Source organism: Streptomyces spongiicola, assembly GCF_003122365.1.
Taxonomy (GTDB): domain Bacteria; phylum Actinomycetota; class Actinomycetes; order Streptomycetales; family Streptomycetaceae; genus Streptomyces; species Streptomyces spongiicola.
In genome coordinates this window covers 6,791,322-6,804,007 of the sequence record NZ_CP029254.1, presented here as the reverse complement: position 1 = coordinate 6,804,007, position 12,686 = coordinate 6,791,322, and the positions used below count along the sequence as shown (strand labels likewise).

Genomic DNA, 12,686 nt, shown 5'->3' with positions numbered 1-12,686 from the left:
CTCCGAGGCTGCCGACCGGATGCGCCCGGGCGGCGGCAGGGCCGTTCGGGCATGATGGGTCGGCGGCGTGTGCGGAAGGGGCGGGGATGGCGGAGAGTCCGGTGCCGGGGCGGAAGGACGTTCCCACGGCACCCCAGCTACGGCTGGATGAGCTGCTGGAGGGCCTTCAGGCACAGGTGGAGCAGGTCCGCGCGACACGGGACCGGGTGCATACGCTGCTGGACGCGGTCCTCTCCATCGGCACCGATCTGGATCTCGACGTCGTGCTGCGCCGCATCACCGAGTCCGCCGTGACCCTGGTGGACGCCCGGTACGGGGCCCTCGGCGTGCTGGGCGAGGAGGGGAGGATCCGGCGGTTCATCACGGTCGGCATGGACGAGGACACGATCGAGGCGATCGGCCACTACCCCGAGGGCCAGGGCATCCTGGGACTGCTGATCAAGGAGCCGGAGCCGCTGCGCCTGGCCGACCTGGGCCGGCATCCCGGCTCCGTCGGCTTCCCCGAGGGGCACCCGCCGATGACGACGTTCCTCGGTGCGCCGGTGCGCGTGCGTGATCAGGTCTTCGGCAACCTGTACCTGACCGACAAGCGGGGCGGGGCGGAGTTCGACGACGACGACGAGGCGGTGCTGCGCACCCTGGCCGCCGCGGCCGGCGTCGCGATCGGCAATGCCCGCCTGTACGAGGAATCCCGGCACCGCGAGCTGCGGCTGGCGGCGAGCAGCGAGCTGACCCGCAACCTGCTGTCGGGCACCGGCACGGAACAGGTCCTGCACCAGATCGCCGCCACGGTCAGAGCGCTGTCCGGTGCCGATCTGGTGACACTGGCGGTCCCGTTCGACGGCGGCGGCGAACTGGTGGTCGAGGCCGCCGAGGGCGAACTCGCCGAGCACGTACACGGGCTCGTGCTGCCGGCCGCCACACTGGCCGCGCAGGTCTACCACTCCAACCGGCGGTTCATGAGCAGCGCCCTGTCGGAGGAGCCCCAGGGCGGGGGCGGCTCCGCGTCACGAATCGGCCTGGGCCCCGGATTCCTGCTCCCCCTGGGCGGGGCCGAGCACGTGCGCGGCGTCCTGCAGGTCGCGAACCTGCCGGGCGGCACGGAGTTCACCGACGCCACCGTGACCATGATCAGCGGTTTCGCCGACCAGGCCGCGCTCGCCCTGGAGATCGCCGAGCACCGGCGCGAGGCCGAGCACCTCATGGTCCTGAGCGACCGGGACCGCATCGCCCGCGACCTGCACGACCTGGCCATCCAGCGGCTGTTCGCGTCCGGGCTGACGCTGAACTCGGTCCTGGGCCGGGTCGCCGACCGGCCGCAGGTGGCCGAGCGGGTGCAGCGCGTGGTCGACGACCTCGACGACACCATCAAGACCGTGCGCGGCACGATCTACGCACTGCGCGAGCGTGACCGTGCCGACGGCCGCGGCGGACTGCGCGGGAAGCTGCTGGCCGAGACCGACCGGGCCGCCACCGTGCTCGGCTTCGCCCCCGCCCTGCGCATGACCGGCCTGCTGGACACGGACGTCCCCGACGGTCATGCCGAGCAGTTGCTGGCGGTGCTGCGCGAGGCCCTCTCGAACACCGCCCGGCATGCCCGGGCGACCGCCGTCGAGGTGACCGCCGAGACCGACGGCTCACGGCTGCGGCTGCGCGTCGCCGACAACGGCAGGGGAATCGACCCGGCCGTCACCCGTCGCAGCGGCCTGGACAACCTCGTCCGGCGCGCCACCGGTCTCGGCGGCAGCTTCGCCCTCACCGCGAACCGGCCCACCGGCGCCGTCGCGGAATGGACGGTGCCGCTGCCCGCGCGGACACCAGCCTGACGCCCCGCGCCCAGGCGAGGCGCATGCACCTCGCCGGTGAGTGCCCGGCATTGCGCAGGGACCCCTCGCCGGGCGCGAGTGGTCCAGCGGGCCCGAAGGTCCGGACTGCCCGACACGGCAACGCCGTTCACGAGGGGGCTAGGGCCGGTCGGCCCTAGCCCCCTCACGGCACCCGGGGGGACGATGGACCGATGTTCCATACGGACGGCTTTCGCGTACTCGACCGGCGGGAGTGCCTGCGGCTGCTGGCCGAGGTGCCGGTGGGCCGTGTGGTGTACACCCGGCAGGCACTTCCCGCGGTCCTCCCCGTCAACTTCCGCCTGGACGCGGACGCCTCCGTGCTGATGTGCACCTCGCCCGCCTCGGATCTCGTAAGGGCCGTCGACGGCGCCGTGGTCGCCTTCGAGGCCGACGAGTTCGACGCCGCCACCCGGTCCGGCTGGAGCGTGGTCGTCACCGGGCTGGCCACCCTGGTGACCGATCCCGCCGAGCACGAGCGGCTTTCACGGACCGGTCCCAGGTCCTGGATGCCGTTGCGGGACGGGGTGTTCGTACGGATCGAGTCGGAGATGGTCACCGGGCGCGAACTCGGGAGAGCACCCGGCGCGCAGTGAGGTGGCCCCGGGTGCGGGTTCGGCGGAACCTGCCGGGCGGAACCTGCCGGGCGGGGCCTCTCCGCGGCTGCCCGGCATCGTACGTGCACGATCGGACGGCCGGCGCGATCGGACGGCCGGCGCGGCCGTTCCGATCGCGCGATCGCGGAACCCGTCGGAGTGGCTGCGGTGCCGCCGTGGTGCTGATGGTCGTCCCTTCGCCGGGTACTCAGCCCGTCGTCGGGACTCCTGACGTCTCCGTACGGATCAGTGGACGTCGTGCTTCTGCCTTTCCTGCGCCTGGGTGGCGATGACCGCGGCCTGGACACGCCGCTCCACACCAAGCTTGGCCAGCAGGCGGGAGATGTGGTTCTTGACCGTCTTCTCGGCGAGGTAGAGCCGCCGGCCGATCTGGCGGTTGGTCAGCCCCTCACCGATCAGGGCCAGGATCTCCCGCTCCCGCTCGGTCAGCCCCGGCAGGGCGTCCGGCTCGGGCTCGGGCTCCTGGCCCTGACGCAGCCGGGTCATCAGCCTGGCGGTGGCGCTCGGGTCGAGCAGGGACTGGCCGGCGGCCACGGTGCGGACGGCCGAGACCAGACCCGTGCCCTGGATCTGCTTCAGCACGTATCCGGAGGCGCCGGCCATGATCGAGTCGAGCAGGGCTTCCTCGTCGTCGAACGAGGTCAGCATCAGGCAGGACAGTTCCGGCATGCGTGAGCGCAGCTCGCGGCAGACGGTCACCCCGTCGCCGTCGGGCAGGCGCACGTCGAGCACGGCCACCTGCGGGCGCAGCGCGGGAACCCGCGCGAGGGCCTGCTCCGCCGTGCCCGCCTCGCCGACCACGGTGATGTCCGGCTCGTCGTCCAGCAGGTCGCGCACACCGCGCCGCACCACCTCGTGGTCGTCCATGAGGAAGACGCGGATGGGGTTGTCGCTACCGGGGTGCTCGCTGTCCGCCATCGACGGCTCCAGTCCTGTGTCGTCTGTCTCGGGAACCGGAGACCCCTGTCCGCGGGGCCGGTTCTCGCCTGTCACAGATCTTGCGTGGTTCCGGGGCCGAACGGCCAGGGCCGACCGGCCCCTTTCGCTCCGGCGGGCCCGCGTTCCCGCTCGTACCGGACGCCCGTGCCGGACGCCCGTACCGGACGGCCGTACCGGACCCGGTCGCCCGCCGGGCACGGAAGCGCTGGGCCGGTGGTGCCGCGATGCGCGGTCCGGCCTGTGGCCCCGCCGTCGCCGGCCGCCCCCTCGCCCGGCCTTCTCCCGGCTCCCGGCCACCCCCGCGCCCGCGCCCGGAGGGCTGGGGCCATCCCCGCGTCGACGGGGAGCAATACCCGCGCACGCGCCGGAGGGTCCGCGCGGAGGGGGGATCCCGTCGCGGAAGCCCGTTCGGCCCCGGCGGCCCGGCCCCGGCGGCCCGGGCCCGCCGTCTCGGTCCAGCCGTCTCGGGGCCGGGCGGCCGCACGGGCGGCTCCACGGGCGAGGCACCCTGGCGTCCGGCCGGGCGTCCGGCCGCGCGGACTTCCGAGCGGACTTCCGCGCGGACTTCCGCGCCGGCAGGGTGGGCTCCCCCGGCCGCGTACCGCCGCTCGGGCACGGTCACTCCTTGCCGCGGACGATGGCGACGGGGCAGTGGGCGTGGTGCAGCAGCGCCTGGCTGACCGAGCCGAGCAGCAGCCCGGTGAAGCCGCCCCGGCCACGGGCACCGGTCACCACCAGCTGCGCGCCGCGACTGGCGTCGATCAGGGCCGGGCGAATCCGGGAGCGCACCAGGCGCCGCTCCACCACGACCCGCGGATGGGCCTTCTGCCAGCTGGCCACCGTCTCGTCCAGCAGCCGCTGTTCGGCCTCGCGGATACGCTCGACGTCCGTCACCACCGCGGTCAGGGGGTCGCCGGGGCCCTCGTAGGCGCCCTCGCTCCAGGTGTTCCACACATGCACGGCGACAAGCGGCGCCCCGCGCAACGCCGCCTCGGTGAACGCGAACTCCACCGCCGCCTCGCCGGCTTCGGAGCCGTCCACGGCGAGTACCACCGCACCGGCCGGATCGGGGCGGCCCCGGACCACCATCAGCGGGCACCGGCCGTGGGCGGCAAGATGCACCGCCGTCGAACCCACCAGCAGACCGGCGAACCTGCCCGTGCCCCGGCTGCCGACCACCGCCAGCGACGCGGACCGAGACTCGGTCTCCAGCACCTCGAGCGCGTCTCCGGCCACCATCGAGCGGGTGATCCGGATGTCCGGCGCGATCGCGCGCGCCCGCTCCTCGGTGCCCGCCAGTGCCTCCCACGCCATCGGCTCCAGGCCGTGATCGGCGGGGTTCCACGGTGGTGCGCCGACGACCGGCAGGGGTTCGGGCACCCTGTCGAACGCGTGCACGATCCGCAGCCCCGCACCGCGCAGCTGAGCCTCGCGGGCCGCGACCTCGACCGCGCCCGTGCTGGAGGGGGAGCCGTCCACGCCCACGATCACCGGGTCAACGACTGGGTCACTCACTGGATACTCCCGTTCCGGACCATCGCCGACGTGTGGTCCTTCGGCTTCCAGACTCGGTGCAGCCGGTCCGGTGTGCCCAGGGGCCTTCAGTCCGTCCCGGGGGGCCGGTCGGCCCTGTCGGGTCCCTCCGGGTGCCGAGGACACCGATCACCCGCCGCGCCGCTCGGAAGCCTTCCGCACGACGTCTCGGGCACCCCGCGACCCCTGCCGGTCCGGTGCACCGGCGGGCCGAGCCCACGGCCCGGCGCCTACCGCGGCAGGGTCAGTGCCGCGCGACCGCTGCGCGTACCACCGCGACCGGGCAGTGGGCGTGGTGCAGCAGCGCCTGGCTGACCGAGCCGAGCAGCAGCCCGGTGAAGCCGCCCCGGCCACGGGCACCGGTGACCACCAGCTGGGCGGACCGGCTCGCCTCGATCAGCGCCGTCCGGGTCGCTCCGTGCACCGCCCTGTGTTCCACCACCACGCCCGGGTAGCGCTCCTGGTGGCCGGCGAGCGCCTCGGACAGCAGGCGCTCCTCCTCCCCGGCGAGGGCGCCCTGCGGGTTCGCATACGGCATCGACGGGTCCTTCGGTGCGGGCATCAGCGCGTTCCACGTGGTCCAGGCGTGCAGCGCCACCAGAGGCGCCTTCCGCAGCTCGGCCTCCGCGAACGCGAAGTCCACCGCCGCCTCGCCCGCCGTCGAGCCGTCGGCACCCAGCACGATGGGGCCCTCCGCAGCCGGCTGCTCACGCACGACCAGCACCGGGCACCGGCCGTGTGCCGCCAGATGTACGGCGGTCGACCCGACCAGCAGCCCGACGAACCCGCCCATGCCGCGGGACCCGACCACCACCAGCTCGGCCGCTCGCGACTGCGCCTCCAGGACCGTCAGCGGCTCGCCCGTCACCACGGCGTCGCTGACCTCGACCCCCGGTTCCGCGGCGCGCGCCCGCTCGACGGCCTCGGCCACGTACCGCTCGGCCATGTTCCGCAGTCCGCCCTCGGCCGGCCCCATCGGCGACGGGCCCAGGGGCACGCCCATCGCGGGCCAGATGAACGCGTGCACCACCCGCAACCCCGCCCCACGCAAACGCGCTTCCCGTGCCGCGGCCTCGACCGCGGCGAGACTCGACGCCGACCCGTCCACACCGACTACCACCACACCGCTCATCGTGCCTCCCGCATCCGGTACGCCACTGCTCTCACCCACCAGAATCCCCCGGCCGCCCACCGTGTGCATGGGCCTGACGGCGCCGGCGCCGGGGCCGACCGGCACTCCCGCAGCGGCGGCGCACCGTCCGGTCAAGCCGCCGCCGGCTCGCGCACCGTGGCGGTCTCGTCACCGGACAGCTCCGGGCGAGGGGAGGGAAGTTCGCCGAGGAGCCCGGGGCCGGTCGGCCCTGCCCCGTCCGGCCGGGTGCGCGGGAGGCTGGGGGAGGCATCGAGGCGCCGGCCACCCCGGACAGCCCCATGGGGCGGCAGCGGCCGGGCCCACCGCCCACGCCCACCGCCCACGCCCGACGGCTCCGGCCGCATGCCCGCGCCGGAGCGCATCCGGGGGTTCGTACGGCCCGGTCCGGCCGCACGCGGGGCCACGGCGGGCGGCCCGGGTGGCCCGGGTGGCCCTCCCACAGTGACCAGCGGAGAAGGGAACTGCCGTGAAGACATCCAAGGTCGGCGAGGTCATGACCCCCGAGGTCGTCCGGACGTGCCGGGAGACGCCGTCCGGGGACGTGGCGGGGCTGCTTGCCCGGCACCGGATCAGCGGCCTGCCGGTGGTGGACGCCGATGACAAGGTCCTCGGCGTGGTCTCCGAGACCGACCTGCTCGGCCGGCGGGCGGCGCCGGCGCGGCGAGCCGGGGGCGGCCGTCTGCGGCTGCCGGCGCTGCGCCGGCAGGCCCGTGTCGCCGCCGCCGAGGCCCGTGCCATGACCGCGGGGCGGCTGATGTCCACACCGGCGATCACCGTGCACCCGGAGCAACCCGTCGCGGACGCGGCGCGTGTGATGGAGCGTCACCACATCAAGCGACTGCCCGTGGTGGACGAGGAGGACCGCCTGATCGGCATCGCCACTCGCCGCGACCTGCTGCGGGTCTTCCTGCGCACCGACGAGGAGATCCGCCGGGAGATCGTCGAAGAGGTGCTGGCCGGTGCCCTGCGCCTGCCACCGCACAGCGCCGTCGTCTCGGTCCGCAACGGGACGGCCACGTTGGCGGGGCGGGTGGAGCGCCGCAGCGACATCCCGGTGGCCGTCCGGCTGAGCTGGCGGGTGGACGGCGTGGTGGGGGTGATGAGCAGTCTCACGTTCCGCGTCGACGACACCCGCCCGCCCGGGAAGGACCCCGCTCGCGGGATCACCCACCCTTCGCTTCCCGAGTGGTGACCTCCCGGCGCACCCCGCAGCCCGCAGCCCGCAGCCCGATGGCGACGCGACCCGATGGCGACGCGGCCTGCGTCAGCGCCTTCGTCGGCATCCTTCGGGGGTCGCCCACCGACGAAGTGGGATCCGGTCCCGGTCGGGCGCCGAACCGGTCGTGAAGCGGTCCCGAGCCGGTCCCGGTCGGGCTCCGAGCCAGCCGTGAAGCAATTCCGAGCCGGCTCCGAACCGGTCGTGAAGCGGTCCCGGTCGGCTCCGAGCCGGTCGCGGCAACGCTGACGGCTTCGGACCGCGAGGTGAGCCCCCGCCCCGGCCTCCGGCTGCCGCGTCACCCGCTACCCGCCGGCGTGTCACCCGTACCCGCCGGAGGGGCTGCGAGGCCCCGGGCAGCGGCCGAGCGTCCCGGCATCCGGGGTCCCGCACCCGGGGTCCCGCCGGCAGCGGGTTCAGCCGTCCCAGGACCAGTCGGCGACCTCCGGCAGGTCGGTTCCGTGGACGCGGATCCACTCGTGGTGGCGCAGCCGGACCTCCGCCATCCGCTGGCGTACGGCAGCACCGCGCACCGCCAGGCCGGGCACCCGGTCGACGACGTCCATGACCAGCCGGTACCGGTCGAGGTCGTTGCCGACGACCATGTCGAACGGCGTGGTGGTCGTCCCGATCTCCTTGTAGCCGCGCACATGGAGGTTCTTGTGCCCGGTGCGGCGGTAGGCGAGGCGGTGGATGAGCCACGGGTAGCCGTGGTAGGCGAAGATCACCGGCGTGTCGGTCGTGAACAGGCCGTCGAACTCGAAGTCGCTCATGCCGTGCGGGTGCTCCTCGCCGGTCGTCAACCGGGCGATGTCGACGACGTTCACCACGCGGACGGCGAGATCGGGCAGATGCCTTCGCAGCAGCTGCGCGGCGGCCAGCACCTCCAGGGTGGGAACGTCGCCCGCGCAGGCGAGCACCACGTCCGGCTCACGGCCGTTCTCCGTCCCCGCCCACTCCCAGATCCCCGCGCCACGGGCGCAGTGCGCCTTCGCCTGCTCCATCGACAGCCAGTCGAAGCTGGGCTGTTTGCCGGCCACGATCACGTTGACGTAGTCCTTGCTGCGCAGCGCGTGATCGGCCACCGACAGCAGCGTGTTGGCGTCGGGCGGGAGATAGACGCGTACCGCTTCCGGGCTCTTGTTGAGGATGTGGTCGACGAAGCCCGGGTCCTGGTGGGAGAAGCCGTTGTGGTCCTGGCGCCAGACATGCGAGGTGAGCAGGTAGTTGAGGGAGGCGATGGGCGCGCGCCAGGGCAGCCGGCGGGTGACGCGCAACCACTTGACGTGCTGGTTGACCATGGAGTCGACGATGTGCGCGAACGCCTCGTAGCAGGAGAACAGCCCGTGCCGGCCGGTCAGGAGGTATCCCTCCAGCCAGCCCTGGCAGGTGTGCTCCGACAGGATCTCCATCACCCGGCCGTGCCGGTCGAGATGCTCGTCCACGGGAAGGGTCCGTGCCTGCCAGGCCTTGCCGCTGGCCGCGTAGACGGCCTGGAGGCGGTTGGAGGCCGTCTCGTCCGGTCCCACGAGGCGGAAGTCACGCCGGTCGGCGGTGGCGCGCATGACGTCCTCGAGCAGGTCTCCGAGGACACGGGTGGGTTCGTGCAGCGTCGCGCCGGGCTTGTCGACGGGCACGGCGTAGCGCTCCAACGGGGGCAGCGGCAGTTCGCGGAGCAGCAGGCCGCCGTTGGCGTGGGGGGTGGCGCCCAGGCGCCGGGAACCGTCCGGGACGCAGGACAGCACATGCTCGCGGGGGCTGCCCTGCGCGTCGAAGAGTTCCTCCGGCCGGTACGAGCGCAGCCATGTCTCCAGCTGCCGCAGATGCCGCGGGTTGTCGCGTACGGCCGCGAGCGGCACCTGGTGGGAGCGCCAGGTGCCCTCCACCGGCAGCCCGTCGACCTCCTTCGGGCCGGTCCAGCCCTTCGGCGTGCGCAGCACGATCATCGGCCAGTGCGGCCGCTCGGACGAGCCGTCCTCGCGCGCGCCGCGCTGCAGGAGCGCGATGCGGTCCAGCGCTTCGTCCATCGCGGCGGCCATCGCCCGGTGCACCGTCATCGGGTCGTCGCCGCCGACGTGGATCGGGATGTGGCCGTATCCCCTCAGCAGGGCGTCGAGTTCGGCCTCGGGCAGCCGGGACAGCACCGTCGGGTTGGCGATCTTGTAACCGTTGAGGTGGAGGACCGGCAGGACGGCTCCGTCGTGGACGGGGTCGAGGAACTTGTCGGAGTGCCAGGAGGCGGCCAGCGGACCGGTCTCGGCCTCACCGTCGCCGATCACGCAGGCGACGAGCAGGTCCGGATTGTCGAAGGCGGCTCCGTAGGCGTGGGAGAGCGCGTAGCCGAGTTCGCCTCCCTCGTGGATCGACCCGGGTGTCTCGGGGGCCACGTGGCTGGGTACGCCGCCGGGGAAGGAGAACTGCCGGAACAGCCTCTCCATGCCGGACGCGTCCCGGGTGATGTCGGGATAGGTCTCGGTGTAGCTGCCCTCCAGCCATGAGTTGGCGAGCACTGCCGGGCCGCCGTGACCGGGCCCCCAGATGCACAGGGCGTCCTGGCCGCGGGCCCTGACGACACGGTTGAGATGCGTGTAGACCAGGTTCAGCCCGGGTGAGGTGCCCCAGTGGCCGAGCAGCCGCGGCTTGACGTGCTCGGGGCGCAGCGGCTCGGTGAGCAGAGGGTTCGCCATGAGGTAGATCTGGCCGACGGACAGGTAGTTCGCGGCGCGCCAGTGGGCGTCCAGCCTCCGCAGCTCGTCGTCGGTGAGCCGGGCGGACGCCTGTCGTGCGTCGTCGGGCATCTGGGTTCCCTTCCGGGTCGGAGCCGTCGAAGGCCATGCGGTCCGGTGCCTTCCATCACACTCCCCCACCGCGTGGGGCGCCCGACAGGGCCGACCGGGCCATTCGCGTACCGGGATGCCGCGGGAGCCGCGCGAGCCACGGGAGCCGTGGAGGGCCGCGCGAGCCGCGGGAGCCGGAGGGCCCGAACGCGGTACCGGGCGGCCCGGACATGGGGCCGGATGGCCCATGGCCCGGCACCGGGGGCGTGCGCACGCTGGACGTGGCAGGTCCGTACGCCCCTGACTGGAGGCACACCTTGAACGCTCCCGCCACGGCCGGAATGCTGCGGGCGCTCCCCGCCGAGCACAGGCAGCGGCTGATGCACTGCGCTCGGGAGGTGTCCTTCCCCCAGGGCACCCGCCTCTTCGAGGAGGGCGGACGCGCCGACCGGTTCTGGGTCATCCGCACCGGCTCGGTCGATCTCGACATGTGCGTGCCCGGCCCACGTGCCGCGGTCATCGAGACCCTCCGGCACAACGAACTCGTCGGCTGGTCGTGGTTGTACGCCCCACACGCCTGGCATCTGGGCGCCGAGGCGACCAGCCCCGTGCGCGCGTACGAGTTCGACGCCGTCGCCATCCGCTCGATGTGCCGGGACGACCCCGCCCTCGGCGCGAGCGTCGCCGAGTGGGTGGGCGGCGTCCTCGCGCACCGGCTGCGTTCGACCCGCACCCGGCTGCTCGACCTGTACGCTCCCTGCGGCAGCGGCGGCGGCCGGCGTCTGTGACGACGTGGGCGGACGGCAGCGCGGCGGGGCACCGGGTGCGGGGCACCCGTACCTCGTCAGCGACGCGTCTACGCACGGAGTTCCGCGACGGCGGCGGCGACCGGCCCACCCGTCCGCGTCGCCTGCCCTAGTCCCATCCTCCGCACATGGAGGAAGAGGTCGATTGCCGGCTGGCGGCGAGGACAATATCTCACGATATGGACGCCAAGCCGGAGGGTAGAACCAGCCCACAGCTGGGCGGGTGGTGCATTCGATCTTCACTCGTCCGAGCGACGTGCGGAGGACGGGCCTAATGCCGCGTCAGGCGGGGCCTGCCCGTCGGCGGCGGCGCGGAGCGGAGTCCGGCGCGGAGCGGAGTCCGGCGCGGAGCGGAGTCCGGCGCGGAGCGGAGTCCGGCGCGGAGCGGAGTCCGGCGCGGAGCGAGGCGCCGGATCGGCCTCGTAGGGGGGCCTACCCGGTTGGTTCGGCGACGCGGCGAGTCGCCGTGCCGGGCGTCGCGACGGGGCGAACGTCACCCGACGCGGCACAAACCGGCGGAGGCGGTCTCCCGCCGGGAACGCGGTCCGGGGCGGTCCACCGCGCCCGAACCGGCGGGCGGGCGCCGGACGGGTCCGATGCGCCGAGCGGGCCGCTGCCCGTCAGCCACGCCGGAGGTCGGGCCGGAGCATGGCGGTGCCTGTCCGGGAACCGGCGGGCTCCGCGGTACAGGGGCGGGTGTGGGGCCCGGTCGAGCCGTCGCCGGTCGCGACGGCCACAGTCGCGGGGACGAGGACCACGAGGACCACGAGAGCCACGAGAGCCACGAGAGCCACGAGGGCCACGAGGGCCACGAGGGCGGCGTCGATGCCGCCGTACCGCCGGATCCGCCCCGTTCGGGGGACGGTTCGGACGACGGCCTGCCCGGGAGTGCGCCCCGGGTGCCCGACCCGGGCGCCGGAGGCGCCCGCTCGCGGGGGGACCGGTGACTACGTTGAGGTCGTCGACACGGGTCATCAGGCGATGGAGGCGGAAATGGCGGGCAAGAAGCCGGCGAAGGTGTCGCGCGACGACTACGAGCGGGAACTGCTCCGCCAGCAGACGGAGCTGGTGAGGCTCCAGGAGTGGGTACGCTCCGAGGGCGCCCGGCTGGTCGTGGTCTTCGAGGGACGGGACGCGGCGGGAAAGGGCGGCACCATCAAGCGGGTCACCGAGCACCTCAACCCGCGCGTCGCCCGGATCGCGGCGCTGCCCACCCCGACCGAGCGCGAGCGCACCCAGTGGTACTTCCAGCGGTATGTCGAACACCTGCCGGCCGCCGGGGAGATCGTGCTGTTCGACCGCTCCTGGTACAACCGGGCGGGGGTCGAGCACGTGATGGGCTTCTGCACCGAGAAGGAGTACCAGCTCTTCCTTCGCCAGTGCCCGGTCTTCGAGCGGATGCTGCTGGAGGACGGGATCCTGCTGCGCAAGTACTGGTTCTCCGTGAGCGACGCCGAGCAGCAGGAGCGGTTCCGGCGCCGGCTGGAGGATCCGGTGCGGCGCTGGAAGCTGTCGCCGATGGACCTGGAGTCGATCACCCGCTGGGAGGCGTACTCGCGGGCCAAGGACGAGATGATGGTGCACACCGACACCGCCGAGGCGCCCTGGTACGTGGTCGAGAGCGACGACAAGCGCCGTGCCAGGCTGAACATGATCGCCCACCTGCTCGCCTCCGTGCCCTACCACGAGGTGCCGCCCCCGGTGCTGGAACTTCCGGAGCGGCCCCCGTCAACCGGCTACGAGCGCCCGCCGCGTGATCTGCGGACCTATGTCCCCGATCACGCGGCGAGCCTCTGAGGGC

10 protein-coding genes are annotated in these 12,686 nt (G+C 73.7%); 6 read left to right on the top strand and 4 right to left on the bottom strand.

What is annotated here, in order from left to right:
- The first annotated feature begins 86 nt into the window (after nucleotides 1-86).
- Nucleotides 87-1,826, top strand: coding sequence for a sensor histidine kinase (locus tag DDQ41_RS29580; RefSeq protein ID WP_109297215.1), 1,740 nt, complete (start codon nucleotides 87-89; stop codon nucleotides 1,824-1,826).
- A 191-nt stretch (nucleotides 1,827-2,017) separates the two neighbouring features.
- Nucleotides 2,018-2,440, top strand: a complete 423-nt coding sequence (locus tag DDQ41_RS29575) for a pyridoxamine 5'-phosphate oxidase family protein (protein WP_109297214.1) — start codon at nucleotides 2,018-2,020, stop codon at nucleotides 2,438-2,440.
- Nucleotides 2,441-2,686: 246 nt separating this feature from the next.
- Here DDQ41_RS29575 and DDQ41_RS29570 read toward each other — a convergent pair whose 3' ends face one another.
- From DDQ41_RS29570 to DDQ41_RS29560, 3 genes are all read right to left on the bottom strand, one after another.
- Nucleotides 2,687-3,379: a response regulator gene (locus tag DDQ41_RS29570; RefSeq protein WP_109297213.1), complete on the bottom strand. Its 693-nt coding sequence runs from the start codon at nucleotides 3,377-3,379 to the stop codon at nucleotides 2,687-2,689.
- Between the two features lie 639 nt (nucleotides 3,380-4,018).
- Nucleotides 4,019-4,891 carry a universal stress protein gene (locus DDQ41_RS29565; RefSeq protein ID WP_109297212.1) on the bottom strand — a complete coding sequence of 291 codons (873 nt, stop codon included), beginning with the start codon at nucleotides 4,889-4,891 and terminating at the stop codon, nucleotides 4,019-4,021.
- A 286-nt stretch (nucleotides 4,892-5,177) separates the two neighbouring features.
- On the bottom strand, nucleotides 5,178-6,065 hold the full coding sequence (locus DDQ41_RS29560) for a universal stress protein (protein ID WP_109297211.1): 888 nt from the start codon (nucleotides 6,063-6,065) through the stop codon (nucleotides 5,178-5,180).
- A gap of 487 nt (nucleotides 6,066-6,552) precedes the next feature.
- On the opposite strand from DDQ41_RS29560, the gene DDQ41_RS29555 reads away from it, so the two are divergent.
- A complete protein-coding gene (locus DDQ41_RS29555) occupies nucleotides 6,553-7,278 on the top strand; it encodes a CBS domain-containing protein (RefSeq protein WP_172607794.1) in 726 nt (241 codons plus the stop codon).
- Between the two features lie 440 nt (nucleotides 7,279-7,718).
- On the opposite strand, the gene DDQ41_RS29550 is transcribed toward DDQ41_RS29555, so the two are convergent.
- Entirely contained in the window at nucleotides 7,719-10,100 is a 2,382-nt protein-coding gene (locus tag DDQ41_RS29550; protein WP_109297210.1) for a phosphoketolase family protein, read from the bottom strand.
- 296 nt (nucleotides 10,101-10,396) lie between these two features.
- On the opposite strand from DDQ41_RS29550, the gene DDQ41_RS29545 reads away from it, so the two are divergent.
- The 3 genes from DDQ41_RS29545 (at nucleotide 10,397) to ppk2 (ending at nucleotide 12,682) form a co-directional block, all read left to right on the top strand.
- Entirely contained in the window at nucleotides 10,397-10,867 is a 471-nt protein-coding gene (locus tag DDQ41_RS29545) for a Crp/Fnr family transcriptional regulator (RefSeq protein ID WP_109297209.1), read from the top strand.
- Between the two features lie 716 nt (nucleotides 10,868-11,583).
- On the top strand, nucleotides 11,584-11,832 hold the full coding sequence (locus DDQ41_RS32080; protein ID WP_217364453.1) for a hypothetical protein: 249 nt from the start codon (nucleotides 11,584-11,586) through the stop codon (nucleotides 11,830-11,832).
- Nucleotides 11,833-11,878: 46 nt separating this feature from the next.
- A complete protein-coding gene (gene ppk2 / locus DDQ41_RS29535) occupies nucleotides 11,879-12,682 on the top strand; it encodes a polyphosphate kinase 2 (protein WP_109297208.1) in 804 nt (267 codons plus the stop codon).
- Nucleotides 12,683-12,686: the final 4 nt, after the last annotated feature.